We start from the raw sequence: 25,989 nt of genomic DNA, 5'->3' as shown, positions 1-25,989 counted from the left end.
TGCTTATTTGGATACCGTCTTGTTATAGATATCGATTTTCTCTGTAATTTGTTTTGCCGCATCATCAAGTGCAGCCTTTACATCTTTCTTGCCCGAGAACACTTCTTCGATCGCACCTTCCACCGTCTGGCGAGCATCTGGGAATACGCCCATAACGGCGCCTTGGCTTGCCGTGCTTGGCTTGGAAGCATGAAGCTGGTCAACAGCTGTCTGGAACTGCGGATACTTCGCCAAATTATCTTTTACGATTTGCTCGTCATAAGCTTTTGTTGTGATTGGGAAGTAACCTGTGCTGATATGCCACTCCGCTTGAACAGCTGGCTCAGCCAGATACTTGATGAATTCCCAAGCAGCCTTCTGCTCTTCAGCCGACTTGTTATTCAGAACCCACAAGCTTGCACCACCTACAACAACACCACCTTCGGAAGAAGTGTCAGGCTTAGGGAGGAAGGCTGTGCCAACTTCGAACTTGCCTGCTGCACCATCAACAATGCCGCGCAGCGATGCAGTCGAATCCAATGTCATGGCGATTTGGCCGGCCAGGAACGCTTTCTTTGTATCATCTGTCTTGCGTCCAAGATTCAGAGCAGACTTGTTATCTACCATGCTCTTCCACCAAGTCAGCGTAGTCGCAGCTGCTTCCTGGTTCACGAGTGATTCCGTAGCGGAGCTCTCGCGGCCATTGCCGTTATTGACGAGGTCCTTGCCTTGATTTGCGAGCAGCTGCTCCATGAACCAGCCGTAGATGGCAAAGGACGCTCCTGTTACGTTGCCCTCGGTCAGTTTTTTGGCATCGTCAGCAACCTCTTGGTAAGTGGTTGGCGGAGTTTCAATACCGGCTTTTTTGAACAGGTCCTTATTATAGTAAAGAATAGGGTTGGAAGTGTTAAAAGGCATGGAATATTGCTTACCGTCAAACGTGTAGTAGGTGCTAATATTGGGCTCCAGCGAAGACACGTCATATTTTTCTTCATCGATGAATTGCTGCACTGGTGTAACCGCACCGGAATCGATCATGAATTTCGAACCAATCTCATACACCTGGATCAAGGATGGACCGGACTTTGAATCCATGGAAGCTTTGAGCTTGTTCAAGCTCTCGTCATAAGTGCCTTGGAAGACGCCCTCTACCTTGATGTCCGGATGTGAAGCATTGAAGTCACTGACCAGCTTGTTCGCTGCTTTGCCAAGCTCGCCGCTCATGGAATGCCACCAGACCACTTTGACCGGCTCTTTGGCTGGTTCCGTTGAAGCTGCACCAGCATTAGCCGTGCTCTCCGTATTGGAAGCTGATACAGTAGGTGACGGATCGGTGTTTTGACCGCCGTTATTCGGATTTGATGCACATGCAGATAGAGGCAGCACGAGCATAGCCGCCACAGGTAATACCATTTTCCAATTGCGATTAATCATGTTGAATCCCTCTCCCTCTCCATTTGAAAAAATATTTATATATGTGGTAAGTCCCGTAGGACGAGTACCCGGATCAAATTCAGCCCTTAACCGCGCCAGCGGTTATGCCACGCACAAGCGGCTTCAAGCCAAGCGCCAGAAGAACGAATGAAGGCACCAGAACGAGTGCCACACCGCAAAGGACCAGATTCCAGCTCGTCAGCTCCTCAAACTGGAGCATAGCGATTCCGATCTGGACCGTTCTCATGGCATCACTGCTCGTAGTGAGCAGCGGCCATAGGTACTGGTTCCATCCGTTCAGGAACACATACACGGCAAGCGATGCTGCAGCTGGTCCGGATAACGGCAGCACGACGGAAACAAAGTGGCGGAAATGCCCGCAGCCGTCGATGCGCGCCGCTTCGAAAAGCTCACGGGGCAGCTGTAGGAAGAACTGGCGAAGCAGGAACACGCCAAATGCCGAGGCTGCGAACGGCACAATGAGTCCTTGGAACGAATCGAGCCAACCCCAGCTTTTGACTGTTAAATAGTTGGGGATAATCGTTACTTCCCATGGAATCATCATGGTGCTTATGAACAAGGCGAACCAGAAGCGGCTGCCGGAAAACCGGATATATACGAATGCGTAGGCGGCAAGAGCCGCCGTTAAGACCTGAAGCACCATGATCGCGGTCGCCAGAACAAAGCTGTTGAAGATAAAGCCGAAAATAGGTACGGTTTCGATCGCGTTCTTCAGCTCTCCCGTGTAAAGACCGGAAGGAAGCAGCTTGGGCGGATATTGGCTTGCCTCGTCCGGAGTCATGAAGATCTGAGCAAGCAGATACAGCAGTGGTCCCAGCACGAGAAGCGACAGCAGAATAAGCAAGCCATAATGGCTAAATAACCGAATCGGATTACGTGGATGGCTCAATATCTTCACTGGTAATGCACCTTCTTTCCAAGTGCAAGGAATTGTACCGCCGTCAAGAGAAGCATCAAGATGAACAGGACGATAGCCAGCGCACTGCCGGTTCCGAACTGGTAATTGATGAACGCTTCCCGATAGATGGAGTACACCAATACATTCGTGGAGTCGGCAGGGCCTCCGCGGGTGAGAATATTGATTTGCCCGAACGATTGGAAGGCGCTCATGATTGACACTACCGCAAGGAAGAAGAGTGTCGGCGACAGCAGCGGCAGCTTAATGGACAATAATGTTCTCCACATCGAAGCGCCGTCGATACGTGAGCTGTCCATGACATCGTTGTCGAGTCCCTGAATGGCAGCGAGGAGCAGGACAAACGGAAACCCGGAGTTCATCCATACGGTCATAAGGGAGACGGAACCAAGAGCCGATCCGGGATTGGTCAGCCACTCAATTGGTCCGATACCGATCTCTCCAAGCAAGTAATTAAGCATGCCGAGTGACGGATGGTAGAGGATCATCCACAGAATAGACGCTGTTCCGACCGAGAGTGCCAGCGGAATGGAGAAGATAAAGCGGAAGAGCTTGCTTCCTCGGCCTGCGGAATGGACAAGGCTGGCGCATAGCAAGCCAAGGACAAGTCCGGCAGGAACGGTAAGCAGCGTGAATTTGACCGTGATCCAGATGCTGTTCCAGAAATCAGATGATTCCATCATGCGAGAATAATTGTCCCAACCCACATAAGCAGCTACTCTGCCGCGAGGATCGGTGAGCTGAAAGCTCAGATAGACGGAACGAACCATCGGGTAAAATAAAAACAAGATGAATACGACCAGGCTAGGTGACAGGAACAGGTAACCTAGCAGCTGCTCCCGCATCCGCTTTAACCTGCCTGCGTTGCTCGAGGTTCCGGCTGAGACTGCGGAGGCCGGAGACAAGACTTGATTAGACTTTTCCGAATAGAGGGATGTGTTCATTTGTGACTGAAACCGCCCTTCCTAGAGATTGTTTAGCCGGATTCGGCTTGGCAAGTCCAACAATAACGACCATTTGTAACCTCAATGTCAGCATTTTATTAAGATTAGGAAAGGTGATAACGCTTTATTGAAATGAACCGTATCTTTCTAAAGATTCTTTTACATTTCCTTTTTAGTAGGGACAGACTTTCCGATAGGGTCTATAATCGTGAGTAACGGGATTGCCAATAGTAACGAAATGAAGCCCGGGCCGGGAGGAGAGAAAAGGGATGTTAGGGGAAATGGAGCAAAGCATAATGGTGAACAGTCCAATCGTAATTGGGCATAGAGGTGCAGCCGGAGAAGCGCCTGAGAATACACTGGCAAGCTTCAGGCTTGCAGCTGAGCAAGGAAGCCATATGGTAGAGCTGGATATTCATATGTCAGAGGACGGCAAGCTTATCGTCTGTCACGACGATACGCTCGACCGGACGACCGACAGCTCCGGAGCAATCCGCTCTCTGCATTCGGATGTCATCCGTGAGGCGGATGCGGGAAGCTGGTTCTCGCCTTCTTTTGCCGGGGAACGAGTTCCGTTTCTGGAGGAAGTCTACGACCTGCTCCCGGAGCACATTGAAATCAATGTTGAAGTGAAAGATTCCGAAGGAACGTTTTTCGATGAAGTCCTGCTGAACTACCTGCGCGGCGACAATCGGATAGATCGCACAGTCGTATCCTCCTTCGACCACAAACTGCTTCTCAGGCTGAAACAGGCAGAACCGGAGCTTCGCATCGGACTGCTGTATGCTGCCGATCTCATCCATCATGCTTCTTACGCAGCGCTGCTGGAGACGGAGGTCTGGTCGCTTCATCCGCATCATGGCCTCATCGGGGCTGGCGATACAGAGGACGCTGTAGCCGCAGGGCTTCACATCTATCCTTACACGGCCAATCGTCCTGCTGATTGGGACAGGCTTCTCTCCATTGGCGTGACAGGGATCATTACCGATTATCCGGGTCGATTGAAGGAACATCTAAGCCGTCTTACTCTCATAGGCGTAACAAACAGCCTGCACGGATAACCCGTGCAGGCTGTTCTTTTTTTGCAGCGACAAACCGTTTTTCAGCGGAGCTGGAACGTTGCAGACGGCTGGGCAGCGGGTATAGTATGAAGGAAGGTGCTTGTGCGAGATACTAGACTAATAGTTAACGTTAGAGGGGCGGTGAATGAGATGCCTATACATATCGGGCTTGCGGGCTGGGGTGATCAGGATGCGCTCTATGGTCCAAGTGTGAAAGCAAAGGATCGGCTAAAGGAATATGCGAAGCATTTCCCTCTGGTGGAGGTGGATAGCAGTTTCTACGCGATTCAGCCGCGAGAGCGGTTTGCCAAGTGGACGGAGGAGACGCCGGAGTCGCTGCATTTTATCATAAAAGCTTATCAAGGGATGACCGGCCATCAGCGTGGTCCGGCAGCGGCTGCTGCGGCGAATGATCCGGATGCTACCTTTGCGGCTTTCCGCGAGTCGATTGAGCCAGTGATGGAAGCTGGGCGTCTTAGAGCGGCTTTGTTCCAGTACCCGCCTTGGTTTGATTGTACCCGGGACAATGTGCGGCTGCTGCGCGAGACGAAGCGGCGGATGGAGGGCATCCCTGTCGCACTGGAGTTCCGCCACCAAAGCTGGTTTACACCGGAGTACCGGGAGCGGACGCTTGATTTCATGCGCCAGGAGGGCTGGATTCATAGCGTATGTGATGAGCCGCAGGCAGGTTTGGGTTCGATTCCAACCGTGCTGGAACCAACAGATGCGGCTATGACTGTGGTTCGGTTTCATGGCCGTAATGCGAGCGGCTGGAATCAGGGCGGCGCGCCGAATTGGCGGGATGTCCGTTATTTGTACCGCTATAACTCGGACGAGCTGCAGCAATGGGCGGATTATCTTGGGCAGCTTGAGGAGAAAAGTGAGCATATTTGCGTGATTTTCAACAACAACTCCGGCGGTGATGCTGCGGATAACGCGAAGCAAATGATGAACCTGCTTGGATTGCTCTGCCCTGACGGACGGGACCCGCTTGAACCAATTGAAGAGCCTCCCCAATATGAGCAGCTCGATCTGTTCTAATACCGCCTTAATATGCAGCATGAAGCTGGCATACCTCGTGGTACACTTAGAGATGTTAGTTTAGCTGGGTTAAGCGAGGTTGCTCTTATGAAAAAAACAAAATCATTATACTTGGCCATGGCCATCGTATCCTTTGGATTTATTCTATATACGACTTATAGTAACTTCATTCGTGATCCGGAGGCGTCCGGTTTCCTTGGTCATAAAACAAACCTGAAGCATGTCTCCGTATGGCTCAAGGTTATGGATATCCACATTGCGGGTGCATGTGTGGCGATGATTGCGGGACTGCTCAATTTTTCGAGATGGATGAGAACGAACTACGTGAAGGTTCACCGCAAAATTGGCTATGTTTACGTAGCTGCTGTAGCTGTGGTTGATCTGACCTCCGGATACATGGCGCCATACTCGACAGGTGGGAAGATCAACAGTGTTGCTTTTAATATGGTGAATATCATTTGGTTGGTGGTAACCGTTATAGCAATCATGAAGATCCGGAAAAAACAAGTCGAGGCCCATCGGAAGTGGATGATTCGCAGTTATGCATTTGTGTTTACCAATCTGTTCATTCACCTCATTACGACAGCCTTTCACAGAGGCTTCGGCATGACTTATGCCGATAGCTATACGATTGGGGTGTACAGCTCGATCGTGCTTCTGCTCTTGTTGGCGGAATTTTTAATCAGGCAGATAAAAACAGACCCGGAAAGGCCATAAACTTGGCTGATTCGGGTCTATTTCTTGTTCGAAGTTATGCTCTCAGCAGCCCTATCGCGTCATAGGTGCCGAGAATGGACAAGCGGGTGAGCTGCAGCGCCATATGACGGGACGAGTACACCATACGCTGCTCCAGCCATTTGCGCGCCATATGGAAGGTAGAGAAGCTGATATAATCGAGTAGCAGATCAAGTGGAACGGATTGCTTCTGGTCCATGCTGAGCGAGGTAATGCGTTCATAAAAAGCTTCGCGTATGACGCTAAGCAGTGAGCCCGCGTAGTCTGTTCCGTCTGTTGCCGGTTTAATCCTCGTTAGAAGAACTCGGTAGAATACTTCATTCTCTTCTATGTGACTGAACAAGAGGACGAAAAAAGGATCGGGCGCATTAAAGTCCGGTATGTAATTCCCCGATTCTTTCCATTCCGTATCCATCCGTGCGTTTAGCTGACTTAATTTATCCTTCACCATATGATCCAGCAGATCGAATTTATCGCTATAGTAGGCGTAGAAGGTAGAACGGTTTACGTTAGCTCTCTCGGTTATATCCTTAATAACAATTCCCTCGATATCCTTCTCCAAAAGCAAGGCCAGGAATGCCTCAGAAATAAATTGCTTAGTTCTCGCGATTCTTCGGTCCGTAATGAATTGGCTTTGTTGGACAGACATGCCTCATTTTCCTCCATTCAGACAAAATTGATAATAATGTTGGATTTCCAACTCTACAGCAAGCAAGAGACGGTTGATCCTGGCTTGAAGTCAGCCAGACAGATTAGCTTGGTTTGTGCGGATATTATTTTCTAATCCTACAAAAGTGCGAAAAGTGTTGATTTTACAACGTTTAAGGCACAAGTAACGGTTGCTGCAAAATGATTATTAGCTATCATAATAAACAAAACCAATTAAATCAATTGGGATAGTAAATTTTATTTTATGGTAAAAAGGAGAGGTTCGCTTGCGAGGAGAGGCTTTTCTACAAAGCTTAAATGACGGCCGGAAAATATGGCTGGAAGGCATCCAGGTGCCGAACGTGCCTGCACACGCGGCATTTAAGGGAACGCTCGATACGATCCGGCAGCTGTTTAATATGCTCGACGATCCGACAGTCCGGGACACCGTCGGCTACAAAGTGGAGAGTACGGGGCGATATGCTCACAGCTCCTTTCTGGTTCCGTACACGCGGGAGCAGCTAGCGCAGCGCAGCGGCTCCTTCAACCGTTGGTCGCAGGAAACGCATGGCATGATGAGCCGTTTGTCGGATTATGCGCGGTCACTTGTAACCGGCTGGTATGCAGCCCGGGATGAGCTTGGTCAGTTGGATCCGCAGTTCAAGGAGAAAATAACGCGTTACTATGAGCAGGCACGTGACAAGGATTTATTCCTGACCACAGCGATTATCGACCCGCAGATCGACCGCTCCAAAAGTCTCGACGACGAACGGATTGCTGAACGCTTCCTGCATGTCGTGAAGGAGACGAGTGAAGGAATCGTCGTCCGCGGTGCCAAAATGATTGCGACGGGCGCGCCTTATACGCATGACTTTATTATTTCATCCTTCTTGAAGTTTGAAGCAGCGCACCAAAGCCATGCACACGTGCTGATCGTACCTGCCAACTCGCCGGGGCTGCACATTGTTTGCCGGGAATCCTTTGCCAGCATTAGCGAGCGGAACCATCCGCTGAGCGCGAATTACGACGAGATGGACGCGGTGCTCTTTTTCGACGATGTATTGATTCCTTGGGAACGGGTTCTGCTGTACGGTGACGCGCAGAAGGTGCTCACCTTGCGGTCGAACAAAACGGCGAATGCGCTAGCGTTCCATCAGAACATCGTCCGGTACGTCGCAAAGCTAGAATTTGTCACTGGCGTTGCCTTTGCAGTCACGGAATCCATTGGCGCGCAAGGCTTCCTCCACGTACAGGAAAAGCTGGGCGAGCTGCTGACGCAGATCGAAGTCATTAAAGCGCTTGTCATTGCGTCGGAGGTACAGGCCAAACCGGATAAATCGGGTGTGCTTGTGCCGGAGATGTCCTACATCGACACCGCACGCAATATCGGGACGAAATTTTATCCCCGAGCGATTGAAATTTTGCAGCAGGTGGGCGGCGGCGGCTTCGTTCAGGCGCCGTCCGGCATCGAGGACTTCTACGGCCCGCTGGCGGACCTAATGCACAAATATTTCGAAGGAGCGACAGTCAGCGCGGAGAAAAAAGTACAGCTGCTTAAGCTGGCCTGGGATTTGATCGGGAGTCCGCTTGGATCACGGCATGAGCTGTATGAACGATTTTACGCGGGCGACCCTGTGCGGGGCTACGCGAATCAGTTCCTGAGCTTTGATAAGGAGCGTCTCACTGCTCCGGTATGGGATTTGCTGAAGAAAGCAAGCAAGGACGGCAAGACACTGGTGTAATCCACTATGGAATGAGTAATAGAAAGGATGATGAATGATGGAATTATTCTGGTTTATTCCCACACATGGCGACGGACGATATCTTGGTACAAGCGAAGGGGCGAGAGCGGTTACGTACAGCTATTGCAAGCAAATCGCGCAGGCTGCTGATGAGCTGGGCTATAGTGGTGTTCTGCTGCCAACCGGCAAATCATGCGAGGATGCCTGGATTGTCGCTTCGACTCTTGTGCCCGTTACGGAGCGGTTGAAATTTCTGGTTGCCGTTCGTCCAGGTTTAACACTGCCAACAGTAGCGGCACGGATGTCGGCTACGCTCGATCGTTTCTCGAAAGGCAGACTGCTCATTAACGTTGTAGCAGGCGGCGACCCGGTAGAGCTGGCCGGTGACGGTCTGTTCCTCGACCATGACACGCGTTATGAACTGACGGATGAATTCCTTCATATTTGGCGCAAGGAGCTGGAAGGCGAAAGCGTTGATTTTGAAGGGGAGCATCTGAAGGTAGAAGGCGGAAGGGTGCTTTATCCGCCCGTGCAGAAGCCTTATCCTCCGCTTTATTTCGGCGGATCGTCGGAAGCGGCAATGGATGTGGCAGCTGATCATGTGGACGTCTACCTGACTTGGGGCGAGCCGCCAGCAGCCGTGAAGCAGAAGGTTGAGAAAATGCGCGAGCTGGCAGCCGCCAAAGGGCGTCAGCTGAAATTCGGTATCCGGCTGCATGCCATCGTCCGTCCGACGGAAGACGAAGCATGGCGGGCGGCAAATGAACTGATCGAGCACCTGGATGAGGAGACGATTGCTTCGGCGCAGCAGATCTTCGCACGTATGGACTCGGAAGGTCAGAAACGGATGAGCCAGCTGCATAACGGTGACCGCTCGCGGCTGGAGATCAGCCCAAACCTGTGGGCAGGCATCGGCCTAGTGCGCGGAGGAGCTGGAACCGCGCTTGTCGGCAGCGCCGAGCAGGTCGCAGAGCGGATCAAGGAATATGCGGAACTGGGCATTGAGACGTTTATTTTATCAGGCTACCCACATCTGGAAGAAGCGTACCGGACCGCCGAACTGCTCTTCCCGCTGCTCCCGCTGGCGAAGCGAAGCGGCGAAGACGACCGCACCTTCATCAGCCCATTTGGGGAAATGATTGCAAATAACGAGCTTCCTGGACGCGCGCCGAAGGCAGAAACGGCTGTCTCGGGCAAATAAGGGCAAAGGGGAAAAGAAGATGAGTGCAATTGAATTTGGCTATTGGGCACCCCTCGAGGACGGCGGGCTGCTTGCGACAAAGCTGCCGCAACGGACCAGCTCATCCTTTGAGGCGAATATCCGGTACGCGGAACAGGCGGAGCGCACGGGATTTGACCATATGCTGCTGCCAACCAGGTTCGTGGCCAGCAGCGACTCGGAGAACCAGTGGGAGTCTCTTACCTTCGCTGCGGCTCTTGCGGTAAAGACGCAGAAGCTTGGGCTGATCGTAGCTGTAGCATCAGGCCTGATCCCGCCAGCTATTGTAGCAAAAATGTTGACGACGATCGATCATTTGAGCGGCGGCCGTGCAGCCATTAATGTCGTAAGCGGCTGGCTGAAGGATGAATATATTGCGCTCGGCCAGCATTGGCTCGACCATGATGAGCGGTACCGCCGCTCGGAGGAGTTCATCCGCGTGCTGCGTGAGTTGTGGACGAAAGACCAGGCATCCTACGCAGGAGATTTCTTCCGGCTGCGCGGGGCGGATTTTAAACCAAGACCCGTGCAAGTGCCGGGACCAACCATCTATCAAGGGGGCAACTCGAAAGCTGCCAAGCAGATGGCCGGCCGCGTATCGGACTACTATTTTATGAACGGCAATACGCTCGAGGGTCTGAAGAAACAGATTGATGAAGTAAAGGGATACGCCGCTGATAACAATCGCGAGATCAAGTTTGGCGTAAATGCCTTTGTCATCGTGCGGGATACGGAAGAGGAAGCGAAGCAGGTGCTTCGCGATATTATTTCAAATGCGGATGCGACGACGGTTGAATCGTTCCGCGAGCAGATCAAGTATGCCGGACAGTCGACAGGCGACCGCGAAGGCATGTGGGCGAACTCCACGTATGAGGATTTGATCCAGTTCAACGACGGCTTCAAGACCGGGTTGATCGGGACGAAAGAACAGGTGGCAAGGCGCATTCTTGAGCTGAAACAGATCGGCATCGATCTGGTGCTGGCGGGTTTCCTGCATTACGACGAAGAGCTGGAGTTGTTTGGAGAGCAAGTGATTCTGCTTGTACGTCAGTTGGAGCTGGAAGAGAGCGTCAGCGCAATCGGCCGGTAGTTTCCGGCGCGCGTGAACAATGGAATAATGATAGATCCGATCGGACGACCGAAGGCTCTCTCCTTCCTTTTGCAGGAATACGCGAGAAGTCTTTTTTGTTGTCTATAAACGATCGGGAGGAATGGGATTTATGAGTACTTTGGAAAAAGAAACAGTTGTTCAGGCAGGAGGCTCGCTCTCTCCGGCACGCAAATTGACGTTGGTGGATGCCATTGGATCAACCCTGGCGCAGATGGCGCCGGCAGCGGCTATCTATTATGGTCTTCCTGTTATCTTCATCGCGACCGGTATCGGCTCGCCGCTTACGCTTCTCTTATCAGCCGTAGCGATTATTATCGTTGGGCTCAGCCTTACCCGGTTTTCAGCCAAACATCCGTCAAGCGGGTCGCTGATCAAGTATATAGGGATGTCGTTCGGCGGGGTAATTGGTACCGCGGCATCCATTGTTTTTATTGCGGGTACGGTTTTTCTGGCAGCGTCTGCCTTTATCGAGCTTGGCGGCTGGACTGCGGATTCGCTGGCATTATACGGCGTTCATATTCATTGGGCGTTCCCTACGGTCGTGCTTGGCATTCTGATCTGGGGACTGACGGTTATCGGGATTGACCGTTCAACAAAAATCGCCGGGATCGCGCTTATTATCGAAGTGCTCGTCCTTCTTGGCGTGTCTGTCTATATCCTGCTTGATCCGCCTAACGGATTATCTCTGAAGCCGTTTGCCCCGTCGTCGGTGTCCGATGGTCTGGCTGGCATTGGCCTTGGATTCCCACTAGCGATTTATCTGTTCATCGGCTTCGAGAACTCGGCTGCACTTGCGGAAGAAACGCAAAATCCAAAGCGCAACGTCAAGCGCGCCGTTCTGATCAGCATCGCTGTTATGACGGTATTTTATTTGCTTGTGAGCTATGCCGTTATTGCGGGCTTTGGTAATAACAGCGATGAGCTGGTGAAAAGCTCGAATCCGTTCATGACGCTGGCAGACCGTTATTTGGGCGACTTCTCATTCCTTGCGGTGATCGCAGGTTTTACAAGTATTGTCGGCATGACGATCGCCTGCCTCAACGGCTTCTCACGAATCGTATTTAACACGGCCCGCGAAGGATTGATTACGTCGAAGTTAAGCGCTATCTCCAAATGGCAGACACCTACCGGGGCTTTGACCCTGCTCAGCGGACTAGGGATCGCATTCGCATTGCTGTTTGGCTTCGCGGGGGATACATGGGTAACCGGCTTTGGTTATCTCGGTACGATTGGCACGATTCCGCTGCTGCTCATTTATGCGCTGCTCAATATCGCTGTCATTATCTATCCGAATGAAGATTTGAATATTATCCAGCGTTATGTGCTTCCGGTGGTTGGGGTGATCAGTATTGCGCTTCCAATCTGGGCGATGATCCAGCCGGGACAGCCAGAGCCAGTCAGCTACTTCCCTTGGGTGATAGCCATTATTGTCCTCATCAGCCTGGTGTATGCCTGGATCAGAGTGAAACGGGATCCTTCGCTACCAGCTCGTGTCGGGGCCGCTGCAGAGCATTCCGGAGAATACGATACGAAAGTGTCTTCGTTATAAAGCGTTTGTTAATAAGGAGGTATTTGATATGTCTAGTCATACGACCACAGTACAACAGGACTATGGGCAGCTTGTGGCTTCCATCAGAGAAACCGTGGATGAGGTAATTCGCCAGAACGCTGAACGAATTGATAGAGAAGGGGTTTTTCCTTCAGAAAATTTGCAGGCATTAGCCGAAAAAGGCTGGAACAGCCTCATCATTCCGGCGGAATATGACGGCCTTGGGCTGGACTATACCGCCTTCGCGCTTGCGGCCGAAGAGATCGGTAAAGGCTGCCCATCCACCTCGCTGATCTACGTCATGCACGTCGGGGCAGCGCAGACTCTCGTCTACTATGGCTCGGAAGATCAGAAGCAGCGCTGGCTGAAGCCTGTCCGTAAGGGTTCGATCGGTACCCATTCCATGAGCGAGAAGGCAACGGGTGGTCATACCTGGTTCAATTTGAGTGAAGCGAAACGCGACGGCGAAGATTATGTTCTGGATTTGGAAAAATCGTTTACGACAAGTGGCGGTCATGCCGACTTCTATGTGCTGCAGACCCGGACTCCGGGTGCGCAGCAGCCGACTGACCTGAGCTATTTCATCGTCGACGGCAAAGATCCGGGCATCTCGGCCGGTCCTTGGGAGGCGCTTGGTGTGCGTGGTAATCAGAGTGGGCCACTTAAGCTGGACAATGTCCGCGTACCGCGAGCGGATCTGCTCGTCGGAGAGAATCGGGCCATTGAGATTGCGTTTAATGGTGTGGATCCTTTGTATCTGCTTGGGATCGGATCGGCGTGGATAGGAGTAGCAACGGAGGCTTTGACGATCGTAGTCGAACGAGTGAAAAGAACGGTGCACCGCGACTTCAACCGCAGTCTAGCGGATTACCAGGTTATCCGCCAGCAGCTGGCAAATGCGAAGATTGGGCTAAGCGCATTGAAGCCTTGGCAGCTCTCGCTAGCTGAGAAGTATAACCGTTATGAAGCGGAAGGCAGACCACTTGGCGAGCTTTGGTACGAAGCGACGGAATTCAAGATTCATGCCACGGAGGTAGCGAATCAAGTGGTATCCATCGCAATGGATGTGACGGGCGGTTACGGGTACAAAAAAGGAACAATAGAGCGGCTCTATCGCGATGTACGGGCAGGTCTCGTGCTTGCGCCATCCAACCATCTGGCGCGAGAGCTTGTCGGTAAAGAGCTTGTTGGACAACCGCCTGAGCTGTTTACGCAGGGTGGGGAGTAGGATTGGAGGAGAGGTCATCATGGCAACAAGAACAGCACTGGATTATTTGAGCGCAGCAAGGGAGCTTGCGGACCGGTTTCGTGAGGATGCCGTAAAACGTGACAAGGAAGGTGGTACGCCTAAGCTGCAGCGCGACTGGATTCGTGAGAGCGGCCTACTGAAGCTACTGATTCCATCCGAGTATGGTGGATACGGCGGACAATGGTCAGAGGTACTTCAGGTTGTAAGGGAGTTCGCCCGGACGGATGCGGCGCTGGCCCATGTGTACGGCTATCATTTCCTTTGTCTAATCTCACCGCATTTGGCAGGAACGCAGGATCAGAAGAGGTATTTCTACGAGGTTACGGCGGCGAACCATTATTTCTGGGGTAATTCCTCCAATCCGCTTCAGAAGACGATTATTGGTGTGAAATCCGAGGGCGGAGTGATCGTAAACGGCTCGAAGGGGTTCAGCTCGGGTTCTCCAGATTCCGATCTGCTTGCCATCTCCTGGCACGATAATGAGACCGGGGACTATTACGAGGGCATTATTCCATCAGGACGCGCTGGCGTTGAGATCATAGACGACTGGGACAACATGGGACAGCGGCAGACTGGCAGCGGAACCGTGAAATTTTATGATGTGCGCTTAGAGCCGCATGAAATACTCGAGACGCCATATGCCGGGCAGACGGTTTTCTCCACACTTGTCCCGCAGTTGTCGCAGAGTATTCTGGCCAGTATTTTTATCGGAAGCACAGCAGGGGCGCTGGAAGAGGCGAAGGCTTATACGCTTGAGCATGCGCGGCCTTGGTACACATCGGGACTTGAGAGGGCTTCAGAGGAACCTTCAACTTTAAGCCGTTACGGGGAGTGGTGGGCGGACTATCAGGCAGCACTAGGTCTCGTGGAGAAATCAGACCGTCTGCTTGATGCAGCCTGGGCCAAGGAAAAAGCGCTGGATGAAGCGGAACGCGGAGAGCTGGCGGTATTCGCAGCGGCTGCGAATGTGCAGGCAAGCAAAATGGCACTTGAGGTGACAAGCCAGATGTTCGACGTGATGGGGGCAAGGGCGACGGCTTCTCGATATGGCTTCGACCGGTTCTGGCGTAATGTCCGCACCCACTCGCTCCATAACCCGGCGGAGTTTAAACTTCGGAATGTTGGCAATTGGTATTTGACTGGTGCTTTGCCGGAACCCGGTTTCTATTCCTAGCATCTTAGACTCGAACAGAGATTTCAGCTATTATTCGAAGGAGTGTGAATGCGATGTCATTGCAATTTGCTTATTGGGTGCCGAATGTGAGCGGCGGTCTTGTGATCTCCAATATTCCTCAGAAGACTGGATGGTCGTTTGAAGAGAATGCCCGTTATGCGAAGACGGCGGAAGAAGTGGGATTTGATTTCGCCCTGCTTCAGACGCGGTTCGTTGCCAGCTATGGTGCGGAAAACCAGCTTGAAGCGATTACGTTGGCCTCTGCGCTCGCGGCTGTAACAAGCAGAATCAAGCTTATCGCAGCTGTGCTGCCGGGGCTGTGGCATCCCGGTACTGTTGCCAAGATGCTGGCGACAATTGATCAGATCAGCAACGGCCGCGCCGCTGTTAATGTAGTCAGCGGCTGGTTCAAGGGAGAGTTCCATAACTACGGAGAACCTTGGCTTGATCATGATGAGCGTTATCGCCGCTCGGAGGAATTCATCCGAGTCCTGAAGGAGATGTGGTCGGCGGAGGAAGCAAGCTTCCGCGGTGACTTCTATCGCCTGAATAACGCACCTCTAAAGCCAAAGCCTGCGGCCGCTCCGCCAGTGTTCCAAGGTGGAAACTCCGCTGCGGCACGCCGGATGGCGGCAAGAGTATCCGATTGGTATTTCATGAACGGCAATACTCTTGAAGGCTTTAAGGCGCAGATTGACGAGCTGAGATCGGAAGCGGCCGCGAACGGCCGTGAACTCAAGTTTGGTGCGAATGCGTTTGTCATCGTGCGTGATACCGAAGAGGAAGCACGCCAAGTGCTGTGCGATATCGTCGAATATGCAACTCCGGAGGCGGTGGAAGGGTTCCGCAGCCAGGTCAGCTTCGCAGGGAAAGCTTCACCGGAGCGGGAAGGCATGTGGGCGAATTCCGATTTTACGGACCTTGTCCAATACAATGACGGCTTCAAGACAGGTCTGATTGGTACGGCGGAGCAGGTAGCAAACCGTATTATCGAGCTGCGCAAAATTGGTGTGGATCTAATCCTGACCGGCTTCCTGCACTATGAAGAGGACATTAGGGCATTTGGTGAAAAGGTTATACCACTCGTCCGAGAGAGGGAAGCGGCGCTTGGGCTGGAAGCATCAGCTGTGCTGTAATAGATTTTTGATAGACCGGAGCTAATTGCTCTGGTCTTTTTCTTTTTCATAATGAGATGCAACTAATCCCCCACCTCCATTGTCTAATTTATAGAAAGGCGGAGACGCCGGATGGCATAGCGGTGGAATGACGAAGCAACAGGTAACTAAGAAGCGGGCATTTTGACCACAATAGGTTTAAGTACATCAAGCTCAGTCAGCCTCTGTAACAATGGAATAGAGGAGTGATGGGAATGAAAAAGGGTATATTGTCCGTTGTTCTGTTTATGGCAGGGGTGTTGATGCTGGCCTCCTGTGATGGAAACAAATCTTCTGTCAAAACAGGAGGCACGGCTGAGCAAGCCACGTATAAAGTTGTGACGGAGAAGCTGCAGGCACCGTGGGTGATTGCTTTTACCGGCAATGTTATTTATGTGAGTGAGAGGGACGGTAACATAGTGCGTGTTGAGAACGGGAAGTCCACTCGCATGGCTGTCCATTTCAACAAGAATGTTCATGCAGAGGGGGAAGGCGGGTTTCTGGGGTTCGTGCTGGCATCGGATTTTCAGAAGTCGAAGGAGGCTTACGCCTACCATACGTATGAAGAGAACGGTGAAATTCTGAACCGTGTCATTGTATTGAAGCTGGAGCAGGATACTTGGACCGAGTCGAAGGTGCTGCTTGAAGGCATTCCGGGTTCATTTAATCATGATGGCGGAAGGATGGCGATTGGCCCGGATGGGTTGCTGTACATTACAACAGGAGATGCAGGTCATGAAGAGCTGGCACAGGACCGGGGAAGTCTCGCCGGCAAAATACTTCGTATGAAGCTGGACGGCACGATCCCGTCAGGCAATCCTTTTCTAGATTCCTATGTTTACTCTTACGGGCATCGCAATCCGCAAGGCCTTGCTTGGAGCAGTTCAGGTATGCTGTTTGTCGCTGAGCACGGGCCATCAGGGAACCCCGGCGGACATGACGAGATTAATAGTATTGTGGCTGGAGGTAATTATGGCTGGCCGGTCGTTATTGGGGGCGAGCATCGTGATGGGATGATCGATCCAGTCTTCCACACAGGGGGTGACACCATTGCGCCTTCTGGTATTGCGATGGATACAGGTAACAATTTGTTGATTGCCACGCTTAGGGGAGAGAAGCTGCTCCGCTATAATACACTGACGAAAAAGATGTCCGTTGTACTCGAAGGTGAGGGGCGACTGCGTGATGTTCAGGTGCATGATGGTGGTATATATGTCATCACGAATAATACGGATGGCAGAGGGACACCATCTGATAAGGATGATCGGTTGCTGCTTCTGGCGAAATAAGGTTATTGACAGGAAACCGAATGGTTTCCTATAATAAAAAGCGAAACCAAAACGTTTCCTATTGGAGGAATCGAGTACAGAATGAATGAGGAATTGGTGAAGAAGCTACGTTATAAGTCCGGACAAGCTTCTGTGATTAATGCACCTGAGGGTTATTATCTTGGGATTGAAACGGCAGCTAGTTCAGATTTAGGATCGGCAGTTGTTGGCCCATTCGAGTTTGTGCAGCTGTTTGTAAACAATGCGGCAGAACTTGAGGATAGGCTTCCTAGTGTACTGCCTTTGCTGGAGGAAGATGCGGTGTTTTGGATTACCTATCCGAAGCAGAGTTCGAGGGTGAAATCAGATCTTAATCGGGATACTCTAGCAGCTGCTGTACAGGAATCGACGCCATATCGGCCGGTAAGTAACGTTGCAGTGGACGAAAAATGGTCGGCGCTGCGTTTTCGCTTGAAGGAAAAAGTGAAATCTAAAAATTAACTGGAGGTATTTATAATGAGCAACGCTACAAGCAAATTGCCTGACGTTCGTCAGACGGTTGAAGTGAACGCACCTATTCAAAAAGTATGGGATGCGGTATCGACTGCAGAAGGTATTGCAGCCTGGTTCATGCCGCCAAGCAGTGACTTCAAGCCGGAGACCGGCTGTGAGTTCCATCTGGAGGCTGGCCAGTTCGGCCAATCCCCATGTAAAGTAACAGAGGTAGATCCGCCGAACAAGCTGACTTTCAACTGGGGTAAGGACTGGACGCTGACTTTTGAGTTGAAAGAGCTGGCAGGCGGCAAGACTGAGTTTACGTTGACCCATGGCGGCTGGGATGCAGATAAGGTTACGGAGTTTGGACAAACGCATAYGCAAGTACGCGAGCATATGGCAGGCGGCTGGGTTGGCATCATGAAGAAGTTTGTCAGCGTTGTCGAAGCCGGGTAATATGGCGGCGGAGCCCAAGCACGACGTTTTCCAGGCCATTGCTGATCCAACCCGCCGCAGCCTGCTGCAGCTGCTAGTCGATCAGGAGATGCCGGTAAACGTGATCAGCGGTCATTATTCGATGAGCCGGACGGCGGTGTCGAAGCATCTCCGCGTACTTGCGGAAGCGGGGCTCGTGAAGGAGCGTAAGGTTGGTCGCGAGACACGCTACCGACTGGAGCCGGAACCACTGCTTGAGCTGAAGCGCTGGCTCAGCTACTATGAGCGCTTCTGGGAGAACAAGCTTCAGGCGCTCAAACGCTTCGTCGAAGAGGATATGCCGGCCGGCGGGCCGTCAGGTCCGTTGCAGGTTGTTGAAGGAAAGCAGGAAGAATAAGCGGAGGAAGCCGCGATTGGTCGAGCTATGCTCGGATGATCGCGGTTTTTTAGTTGCGCGGGAGCAGCTTGCTTGAGCTGTAAATCCGATATCGGCCTTACAGAAGCAGATTCGCGGAGAAAACATAACCATAAGACTGAAATCTTCCATACAGCGATCCAACGCTTATAGGTGGTAAGCCGTGCATAGACATCTCCCTCCCTATGGAAAGTTTTCACGCATACTGGAAATTTACAAGCTTGCTGGCTTACAATAGACTTCGATAAGTGGGCCTTTATGCTTTCGAAGTAAGAATCATCACAGCTAACTAATATAAGCTAGCCTTGGTGATAATTCTTTGGATTATGCTTTCGAAGTAAGAATCATCACAGCTAGCTAAGATAAGCTAGCCTTGGTGATAATTCTTTAGATTATGCTTTCGAAGTAAGAATCATCACAGCTAGCTAAGCTAGCCTTGGTGATAATTCTTTTTAGGAGTGAGCAATGTGCGTAAAATTATGTTTACAGGCGGCGGATCGGCAGGGCATGTGACAGTTAACCTGGCGTTGATTCCCCATTTTATACAAGAAGGCTGGTCGGTAGACTACATAGGCTCGGAAGCGGGCATCGAGAAGCAGCTCATTGAGCCGCTCCAAAATGTACGTTACCATGGCATTGCAACGGGCAAGCTGCGCCGTTATCTGGATTGGCAGAACGTAAAAGACCCGTTCAAAGTCATCAAAGGTGCGTTCCAGGCTTACCGGATTATTAAAAAACAAAAGCCTGACGTGCTATTCTCCAAGGGTGGATTCGTGTCCGTTCCCGTGGTGATTGGAGCAAGGCTGAACAAGGTACCGGTCCTGATTCATGAATCCGATCTAACGCCGGGGTTGGCGAATAAGATTGCGATTCCTTTTGCAGCTGGGGTGTGTACAACATTCCCGGAGACACAGCAGCATCTTCCAGACGGGAAGTCTCATTACGTTGGAGCGGTCATCCGCGATCAATTGAAACAAGGTGATGCAGCAAAAGGCCGCAAGTTCGTTGGCTTCGTATCAACCAAGCCGGTTCTGCTCATTATGGGCGGCAGCCTTGGCGCCCGCAAGATCAATCAAGCGGTCAGGGCATCACTCAGCAAGCTGACAGAGAAATTCCAGATCGTTCATCTTTGCGGCAAAGGGCAGGTTGAGCCTTCCCTGCAGTCCCCTCAGTACAAACAGTTCGAGTATGTGAATGAGGAGCTGCCTGATCTGCTGGCGATGTCGGATGTGATTATTTCACGTGCAGGCTCTAACTCGATCTTTGAATTCCTGTACCTGCGTAAACCGATGCTGCTTATTCCTCTTACCAAAGAAGCAAGCCGCGGCGATCAGATTCTGAATGCACGATCGTTCCAGTCGGCAGGCTTCTGCGAAGTGCTCTATGAGGAGAACATGACACCAGAGACGCTCGTCAGCAGCGTCACCGAGTTACATGCGAACCGTGATAAATACGTCGATAATATGCAGAAAAATGACAACAAGGACGCTTTATCCCAGCTCATTGGCCTCATTAAAAAGACGGCAAAATAATCGTCGAATGACCTCGAATGACCGCTATTAACCAGCAAGTATGTCTTGTGGTTATGGCGGTCTTTTTCTATAATAGGGGGAAGGTTAGGCAATAGTAGGAGGGAATTACAGATGGAATATATCAGTACTCGCGGTAATGTGGGCAAAATCGGCTTTGTCGACGCATTCCTTATGGGTCTTGCAGACGACGGCGGTCTTCTCGTACCTTATGAAATTCCGGTCGTTTCCGCGGCTAAGCTGAAAGAGTGGCAGGAGCTCAGCTATCAAGAGCTGGTGCTTGAAATTTTCTCGCTTTATACGAATGATGAAATTCCTTATGAAGATCTGAAGAAAATGGTATACGACGGCTATGCAACGTTCCGCCATCCGGAAGTAACGCCGGTGCATAAACTCAGCGACAGCCTCTATTTGCTGGAACTGTTCCATGGTCCTACCTTTGCATTCAAGGACATTGCGCTCCAATTCATGGGCCAATTATATACGTATGTGTCCAGCAAGCAGAACAAGAAGATTCATATTCTGGGCGCAACTTCCGGCGACACCGGCGCTTCGGCGATCGAGGGTGTCAAGGGTAAAGAAGGCATCAAAATTTGCATCCTGCATCCGAACGGCAAAGTAAGTAAAGTGCAGGAGCTGCAAATGACGACGGTTCAAGAGGACAACGTCCTGAACCTGTCGGTTGAAGGCAACTTCGATGACTGCCAGCGCATTATTAAAGATCTGTTCGCTGATCTGGATTTCAAATCGACGAACCATCTGTGCGCGATCAATTCAATCAACTTCGTTCGTATCATGGCGCAGACGGTCTACTACTTCTATTCCTACTTCCAAGTAGCGAAGCAAACAGGCAACTCGGACGCAAAAGTGAACTTTAGCGTACCAACGGGCAACTTCGGTGATATCTTCGCAGGCTACCTGGCGAAACGTATGGGGCTGCCGGTGGATAAGCTGATTCTGGCGACTAACGAAAACAACATTCTGGAGCGCTTCATCAAGGAAGGCGTGTACAAGCCGGGCGATTTCCGTTCGACATACAGCCCTTCGATGGACATCCAAGTGGCTAGCAACTTTGAACGTTATCTCTACTATGTATTGGGTGAAAATCCGGAGCAAATTCGTTCGATCATGGACGGCTTCAAATCGGAAGGGCAAATCGTTGTATCCGGCGATGCGCTTCTTAAGGTACAGGAAGAGTTCGCTGCGCATGGCGTACAAGGCCAAGAATGCCTCGACACGATTGCAGCTTATAACAAAGAGACAGGCTATCTGCTGGATCCGCACTCCGCATGTGGTGTAGCGGCATCGAACCAACACGCAGATGCTGACACAGTGACCATCTCGCTCGCAACCGCTCACCCTGCGAAGTTCAACGAAGCAATTGAGCTGGTTGGTATCGAGCAGGAGTTCCCTGCCCCAATTCAAGCGCTCTTCAACAAGCCGCAGCGTCAGACGCTTGTGGACGGCACGCAGGAAGCCATCGTACAAGAAATCGTGAAGTTCTATAACGCTTAATCGATAGTTGAAAAAAAGGGCTGCTCCGAGCAACCGAATGTCACATTCGGATTGTGCGGAGCAGCCCTTTTTTTGTGCTAGTACAGATTAGCCGCGCTTTTGCTCAAGCTCTAGCAATGCTGTCTTCATTGGTAAACCTCCGCGGTAGCCGGTCATCGAACCCGTCTTGCCGACGATTCGGTGACAAGGAAGGACGATCAGAAGTGGATTGGCGCCTACTGCCGCCCCTACTGCACGTGCAGCCTGCGGCCGGCCGATGGTCTCAGCCAATTCGGAATAGGCAGCTGTATTGCCATATTGGACCTCGCTCATCGCTTGCCACACCCGCTGTTGGAACGGAGTACCTACGAGATCAAGAGGCAGCGTGAAGACATCCAAGCTTCCTTGGAAATAATGTGAGAACTCATGAGTATACCGCTCCATCTCCGTATCATGCCGCACTAATTCATAGCCAGGAAGGCGGGCTTCCGCCCATTCGGCCAGCTCATCGAAGGAGGCTCCTTGCGAGCCTACATAACAGAGACCATTATCTGTAGCGGCCAAATGCAGGTTCCAATCATCATGTTGAAGCAGGGTCCAATATACGTTTTTAGTCATCGTTCAAATTCAGCTCCTCGGTATTGGGATGGGGTTAGTCCAGTTATAGCTTGAAATCTTGTTGCAAAATGAGCTGCATTCATAAAGCCTACTTGACCTGCTATGTCCGTAATAGGCAAGTCGGAGGAGGCAAGAAGCTTCATCGCCTCTTGAATTCGGATTTGCTGAATATAGGCAGCGGGTGTTACACCCGTTAATCTTTTGAAGGTTCGCTGTAAATGGTAAGGGCTCAAGTGAAGCACATCTGCAAGCACCGATAAGGTAAGCGGCTCGTTGTAATGCTGTTCGATATAAGTGCGCGCCTGCCCCTCCCATTCTTCATCCGGCAGCAGCTGCGAAGCGGGCTTGCATCGTTTGCATGGACGAAATTGCTTAGACATGGCTTCCTCTGCATGATGAAAAATTCGAATATGCGCACGATTAGGAGGCTTGGACTTGCAGGATGGCCGGCAAAAGATTCCCGTTGTGGTCACTCCATAATACCATTGCCCATCATAAGTGCTGTCATTCGACAGAACGGCAAGCCATTTGTCTTCCGGAATACTGGCAGTTTCGCTATTTCCCATTTTCGTCACCTCTACGCTCAGTATACCTCGAATGGGGAAGGATTCGTTAGCAGGTGCGAATGAAACCGCAAGAATACGAAAGCAGCCGGTCTGTTTGGTATGGTTGAATAGTCGTAGTAGAATGAATTGTATTAGCACATAAAAGGAGGATATCCATGACGAAGTCAGCTCTGCTTCAAATACAGGTGCCAGAGCCTTTCAGTTATGGTGAGACAATCAGCTACCTGCAGCGATCACCAAACGAGCCGTTATATCAAGTGGAAGGCGATAAGGTTTATCGGCTAATTCCAATAGGGGAAGAGCCAGCGGTAGTTGAGATCGGGGAGTCCACTGATGGCGGAACTCTTCTTGTGCGGATAATTGGTGAGGAAACGGTTAGTGAGCAGCGGCAGATGGAAATAAAGGCTTTTATCAGAGAATGGTTTGATTTCGATCATGATCTGCTGCCATTTTACGAGATAGCCCGTCAGGATTCTCTGCTTAGTCAAACAATCGATCGTTTCCACGGCCTTCGGAATATTGGGATTCCTGATCTATTCGAGGCGTTATGCTGGGGGATTATCGGACAGCAGATTAATTTGACGTTTGCCTACAAGCTGAAGCGCAGGTTTGTGGAGACCTATGGACAAAGTACGGAGCGGGAAGATCGGACATTCTGGCGGTTCCCGGTTCCCGAGACAATTGCGGCGTTAAAGCCGGAGGATATGGCCCCTATGCAGATGTCAGTCAAAAAATCGGAGTATCTGATTGGCGTCGCACAATTGATGGCGGATGGATCATTAAGCAAGCGGCAGCTGCTGGCGCTTAGCGATTTTGAGACCATAGAGAAGAGGTTGACGGGCATTCGCGGCATCGGGCCTTGGACAGCCAATTATGCACTTATGCGCTGCCTTCGGCTGCCGAATGCTTTTCCAATCGCGGATGTAGGTCTGCATAACTCAATTAAAGCCCTTACCGGAAGCAGTGTGAAGCCAACCATCAAAGAGATTAGGCAAATGGCGGAAGGGTGGAAGGGCTGGGAGTCTTACGCGACATTTTATTTATGGCGAATGCTTTATTAGGGAAGGGGTATAGGTGAAGATGAGGTTTGATGGAAAGGTTGTTGTCATCACCGGTGCGGGCAAAGGGATCGGCGCTGCAGTTGCTGCTGGTTATGCAGCCGAAGGTGCACGTGTTGCGGCTGTTGAACGTGATGCGGAGCTGTTGGAGCAGACGGTAAGAAGCATTGTTGCTGCGGGAGGGCAGGCTGCTGCCTTTACGGCAGATATTAGCCGCCCGGAGGCGATTGAAGCGGTCTTTCAGGCCATTGAAGAGCAGTTAGGACGAGTAGATGTGCTGATCAATAACGCGGGATTAGGGATCTGGAAATCCCCTTATGACCTGGCCTTGGACGAATGGGATTATGTAATAAACACAAACCTTCGCGGCACGTTCTTATGTGCAAAGGAAGCAGCCAAGCGGATGCATCAGCATGGAGGAGGGGCGATCGTCAATTTGGCGTCAACACGTGCGTTAATGTCCGAGCCTAACTCTGAAGCATATGCAGCGTCAAAAGGCGGGATCGTCGCGCTCACGCATGCGCTTGCTGTGTCGCTAGGTCCCGATCATATACGGGTAAATGCAATCAGCCCTGGCTGGATCGAGAATGGAGATTACGATGCGCTACGGCCAGAGGATCATTCGCAGCACCCGGCGGGACGCGTGGGTAGACCGGATGATATTGTCCGGGCATGCTTTTACTTAACCGATCCGGCCAATGATTTTGTGACCGGGATCAATATGGTAATCGACGGCGGGATGACGCGGAAAATGATCTACGAGGAGTAGCTCGCAGTCTGACTCCACAACACTAGCCGCGTTCTGCAGCAGTCTGGTACTGGTGTAATGCCTTCTGACGTTATGTTGGATTTTGTACAGCACTATCAACCATATACCAAAGAGGAATTATTCACGTTGGATTTCGTCCAGTGATATAGCCTATGTTTAATACAAAGAGGCGAGTAGAGCGCAAAACGCTGGATGGAATCCAACGCAGCTTCTATTCGCCTCTTTTGTGTGTTCATTTTACTGGATGGAATCCAATTTAGCGTTAGGGACAGCTTGCTCAGACCCCTGCAGACCAAACGCCTCAGCGATCAGCCGATATGACTTCACACGTGCGTCGAAGTTGTGGATCGAGCTCATGACGAGTACCTCGTCGGCGTTGTATTGCTCAGCAAGCTGTAGAATCCCGGCTTTTACCTGGTCCGGTGTACCGATAATCCGGCGTTCCCGCGCGGAATTGATGCGGTACAGATCGGCCTCCGTATAAGGATAGTCGTAGGCGGTTTGAACAGAAGGGAAGCTGATCTGATCAATGCCATTCTGAAGCAGGAGGAAGAACAGGTCGGTACTGAGCGCCAACTCATTGGCCTCTTCCTGCGTATCCGCGCAGATCGCAAGAGCAGCAACCATCGAATGCGGCTTCTCATTAATGACAGACGGCTCAAAGTTTTCTTGGTAATGCTTCATCGCTGCTTCTCCACCCGGCGTCCCGAAGAACTGCGCGAAGGCGTAGCTTGTTCCAAGCTGGGCAGCGATACGTGCGCTCTCGTAGCTGGACCCAAGCAGCCAAACCTCAGGAATCTGCTCAATGGCAGGGGCTGCATGCAAACCGGCAAAAGGATGGCCTTCCGGCTGCTTGCCACGCAAATATCCGATTAAATCCATGATTTGTTGTGGATACTTGTTAATATCAACGTATTTGTTTTCCTGCAGCGCTCTTGTAGCTATCGGCATACCGCCTGGAGCACGGCCAAGACCAACATCAATCCGACCAGGATAAAGCGCTTCGAGCAGCTTAAAGTTTTCTGCAACTTTGTAGGAGCTGTAATGGGGGAGCATAATGCCGCCGGAGCCTACACGAATGCGTGATGTAGCTGCTGCCAGATGGGCGATCAGAATTTCCGGACTAGAGAAGGATAACATCCGTCCTGCATGATGCTCCGAAATCCAGTACCGGCCATAACCGAGTTTGTCGGCTTCCTGTGCCAGACGAGTGGTGTCTTTCAAAGTGCTTGCTGCAGTCTGTCCTTCGTTAATATGAGACTGGTCGAGAATACCCAGTTTGATCATGAGTGCACTGCACCTCCTATGCAAGTAAGTATGTGTAAACTAGATTATACTCTAATTTAATAACTGTTACAAAATTTT

The 25,989-nt window shown here is 51.3% G+C and carries 25 protein-coding genes; 18 read left to right on the top strand and 7 right to left on the bottom strand.

Annotated features, from left to right (window positions below; all coding sequences use genetic code 11):
* Window positions 1–3: 3 nt before the first annotated feature.
* The 3 genes from AB4Y93_RS11885 to AB4Y93_RS11875 form a co-directional block, all read right to left on the bottom strand.
* Window positions 4–1,413 (bottom strand): ABC transporter substrate-binding protein, encoded by a 1,410-nt coding sequence (locus AB4Y93_RS11885; protein ID WP_441892116.1) that lies wholly within the window; start codon window positions 1,411–1,413, stop codon window positions 4–6.
* A 79-nt stretch (window positions 1,414–1,492) separates the two neighbouring features.
* Window positions 1,493–2,332: a carbohydrate ABC transporter permease gene (locus AB4Y93_RS11880; protein ID WP_441892114.1), complete on the bottom strand. Its 840-nt coding sequence runs from the start codon at window positions 2,330–2,332 to the stop codon at window positions 1,493–1,495.
* Complete coding sequence (locus AB4Y93_RS11875) at window positions 2,329–3,294, bottom strand: carbohydrate ABC transporter permease (protein ID WP_441892112.1); 966 nt, start codon at window positions 3,292–3,294, stop codon at window positions 2,329–2,331. Before AB4Y93_RS11875 ends, AB4Y93_RS11880 begins: the two co-directional genes overlap by 4 nt.
* 269 nt (window positions 3,295–3,563) lie before the next feature.
* Between AB4Y93_RS11875 and AB4Y93_RS11870 the strand changes: the two genes are divergently transcribed.
* The 3 genes from AB4Y93_RS11870 to AB4Y93_RS11860 all read left to right on the top strand — a co-directional run bounded on the left by AB4Y93_RS11870 (window position 3,564) and on the right by AB4Y93_RS11860 (window position 6,113).
* The gene (locus tag AB4Y93_RS11870; protein ID WP_441892110.1) at window positions 3,564–4,355 is read left to right on the top strand and encodes a glycerophosphodiester phosphodiesterase; all 792 of its coding nucleotides are present in this window, start codon (window positions 3,564–3,566) and stop codon (window positions 4,353–4,355) included.
* Between the two features lie 150 nt (window positions 4,356–4,505).
* Window positions 4,506–5,396: a DUF72 domain-containing protein gene (locus AB4Y93_RS11865; protein WP_441892108.1), complete on the top strand. Its 891-nt coding sequence runs from the start codon at window positions 4,506–4,508 to the stop codon at window positions 5,394–5,396.
* Window positions 5,397–5,483: 87 nt separating this feature from the next.
* Window positions 5,484–6,113, top strand: a complete 630-nt coding sequence (locus tag AB4Y93_RS11860; protein WP_441892106.1) for a DUF2306 domain-containing protein — start codon at window positions 5,484–5,486, stop codon at window positions 6,111–6,113.
* Between the two features lie 34 nt (window positions 6,114–6,147).
* Here the strand turns inward: AB4Y93_RS11860 and AB4Y93_RS11855 are convergent, their stop codons facing one another.
* Entirely contained in the window at window positions 6,148–6,780 is a 633-nt protein-coding gene (locus AB4Y93_RS11855) for a TetR/AcrR family transcriptional regulator (protein WP_441892104.1), read from the bottom strand.
* 286 nt (window positions 6,781–7,066) lie between these two features.
* On the opposite strand from AB4Y93_RS11855, the gene AB4Y93_RS11850 reads away from it, so the two are divergent.
* The 13 genes from AB4Y93_RS11850 (at window position 7,067) to thrC (ending at window position 21,634) form a co-directional block, all read left to right on the top strand.
* The gene (locus AB4Y93_RS11850) at window positions 7,067–8,521 is read left to right on the top strand and encodes a 4-hydroxyphenylacetate 3-hydroxylase family protein (RefSeq protein ID WP_441892102.1); all 1,455 of its coding nucleotides are present in this window, start codon (window positions 7,067–7,069) and stop codon (window positions 8,519–8,521) included.
* Between the two features lie 37 nt (window positions 8,522–8,558).
* Window positions 8,559–9,722 carry an FMNH2-dependent alkanesulfonate monooxygenase gene (ssuD, locus tag AB4Y93_RS11845; RefSeq protein WP_441892547.1) on the top strand — a complete coding sequence of 388 codons (1,164 nt, stop codon included), beginning with the start codon at window positions 8,559–8,561 and terminating at the stop codon, window positions 9,720–9,722.
* Between the two features lie 19 nt (window positions 9,723–9,741).
* Entirely contained in the window at window positions 9,742–10,830 is a 1,089-nt protein-coding gene (gene sfnG / locus AB4Y93_RS11840) for a dimethylsulfone monooxygenase SfnG (protein ID WP_441892100.1), read from the top strand.
* A 130-nt stretch (window positions 10,831–10,960) separates the two neighbouring features.
* Window positions 10,961–12,400, top strand: coding sequence for an APC family permease (locus AB4Y93_RS11835; RefSeq protein WP_441892098.1), 1,440 nt, complete (start codon window positions 10,961–10,963; stop codon window positions 12,398–12,400).
* Window positions 12,401–12,428: 28 nt separating this feature from the next.
* The gene (locus AB4Y93_RS11830; protein WP_441892096.1) at window positions 12,429–13,628 is read left to right on the top strand and encodes an acyl-CoA dehydrogenase family protein; all 1,200 of its coding nucleotides are present in this window, start codon (window positions 12,429–12,431) and stop codon (window positions 13,626–13,628) included.
* 19 nt (window positions 13,629–13,647) lie between these two features.
* A complete protein-coding gene (locus AB4Y93_RS11825; protein ID WP_441892094.1) occupies window positions 13,648–14,823 on the top strand; it encodes an acyl-CoA dehydrogenase family protein in 1,176 nt (391 codons plus the stop codon).
* 53 nt (window positions 14,824–14,876) lie between these two features.
* Window positions 14,877–15,959, top strand: a complete 1,083-nt coding sequence (gene sfnG / locus AB4Y93_RS11820) for a dimethylsulfone monooxygenase SfnG (protein ID WP_441892092.1) — start codon at window positions 14,877–14,879, stop codon at window positions 15,957–15,959.
* Window positions 15,960–16,192: 233 nt separating this feature from the next.
* Window positions 16,193–17,266, top strand: a complete 1,074-nt coding sequence (locus AB4Y93_RS11815; protein ID WP_441892090.1) for a PQQ-dependent sugar dehydrogenase — start codon at window positions 16,193–16,195, stop codon at window positions 17,264–17,266.
* Window positions 17,267–17,347: 81 nt separating this feature from the next.
* Entirely contained in the window at window positions 17,348–17,746 is a 399-nt protein-coding gene (locus tag AB4Y93_RS11810) for a hypothetical protein (protein WP_441892088.1), read from the top strand.
* A 12-nt stretch (window positions 17,747–17,758) separates the two neighbouring features.
* Window positions 17,759–18,196: an SRPBCC family protein gene (locus AB4Y93_RS11805; RefSeq protein WP_441892545.1), complete on the top strand. Its 438-nt coding sequence runs from the start codon at window positions 17,759–17,761 to the stop codon at window positions 18,194–18,196.
* A 1-nt stretch (window position 18,197) separates the two neighbouring features.
* Window positions 18,198–18,572 (top strand): ArsR/SmtB family transcription factor, encoded by a 375-nt coding sequence (locus tag AB4Y93_RS11800; protein ID WP_441892543.1) that lies wholly within the window; start codon window positions 18,198–18,200, stop codon window positions 18,570–18,572.
* A 485-nt stretch (window positions 18,573–19,057) separates the two neighbouring features.
* Window positions 19,058–20,122, top strand: coding sequence for an undecaprenyldiphospho-muramoylpentapeptide beta-N-acetylglucosaminyltransferase (locus tag AB4Y93_RS11795; RefSeq protein ID WP_441892086.1), 1,065 nt, complete (start codon window positions 19,058–19,060; stop codon window positions 20,120–20,122).
* A gap of 111 nt (window positions 20,123–20,233) precedes the next feature.
* The gene (gene thrC, locus AB4Y93_RS11790) at window positions 20,234–21,634 is read left to right on the top strand and encodes a threonine synthase (protein WP_441892084.1); all 1,401 of its coding nucleotides are present in this window, start codon (window positions 20,234–20,236) and stop codon (window positions 21,632–21,634) included.
* A gap of 87 nt (window positions 21,635–21,721) precedes the next feature.
* On the opposite strand, the gene AB4Y93_RS11785 is transcribed toward thrC, so the two are convergent.
* Together AB4Y93_RS11785 and AB4Y93_RS11780 are read right to left on the bottom strand one after the other, a co-directional pair.
* Window positions 21,722–22,231, bottom strand: a complete 510-nt coding sequence (locus AB4Y93_RS11785; protein ID WP_167279162.1) for a methylated-DNA--[protein]-cysteine S-methyltransferase — start codon at window positions 22,229–22,231, stop codon at window positions 21,722–21,724.
* Complete coding sequence (locus AB4Y93_RS11780; RefSeq protein WP_441892082.1) at window positions 22,228–22,797, bottom strand: bifunctional transcriptional activator/DNA repair enzyme AdaA; 570 nt, start codon at window positions 22,795–22,797, stop codon at window positions 22,228–22,230. Before AB4Y93_RS11780 ends, AB4Y93_RS11785 begins: the two co-directional genes overlap by 4 nt.
* Before the next feature lie 155 nt (window positions 22,798–22,952).
* Here AB4Y93_RS11780 and AB4Y93_RS11775 point away from each other — a divergent pair, with 155 nt between their 5' ends.
* Together AB4Y93_RS11775 and AB4Y93_RS11770 are read left to right on the top strand one after the other, a co-directional pair.
* The gene (locus tag AB4Y93_RS11775) at window positions 22,953–23,858 is read left to right on the top strand and encodes a DNA-3-methyladenine glycosylase family protein (protein ID WP_441892080.1); all 906 of its coding nucleotides are present in this window, start codon (window positions 22,953–22,955) and stop codon (window positions 23,856–23,858) included.
* A gap of 19 nt (window positions 23,859–23,877) precedes the next feature.
* Complete coding sequence (locus tag AB4Y93_RS11770; protein WP_441892078.1) at window positions 23,878–24,624, top strand: SDR family NAD(P)-dependent oxidoreductase; 747 nt, start codon at window positions 23,878–23,880, stop codon at window positions 24,622–24,624.
* Window positions 24,625–24,861: 237 nt separating this feature from the next.
* Here the strand turns inward: AB4Y93_RS11770 and AB4Y93_RS11765 are convergent, their stop codons facing one another.
* A complete protein-coding gene (locus tag AB4Y93_RS11765) occupies window positions 24,862–25,911 on the bottom strand; it encodes an LLM class flavin-dependent oxidoreductase (RefSeq protein ID WP_441892076.1) in 1,050 nt (349 codons plus the stop codon).
* Window positions 25,912–25,989: the final 78 nt, after the last annotated feature.

This window comes from Paenibacillus sp. YAF4_2, from assembly GCF_052113225.1.
Taxonomy (GTDB): domain Bacteria; phylum Bacillota; class Bacilli; order Paenibacillales; family Paenibacillaceae; genus Pristimantibacillus.
The sequence above is the reverse complement of the archived record's forward strand: the minus strand, read 5'-3'. Positions and strand labels throughout refer to the sequence as shown.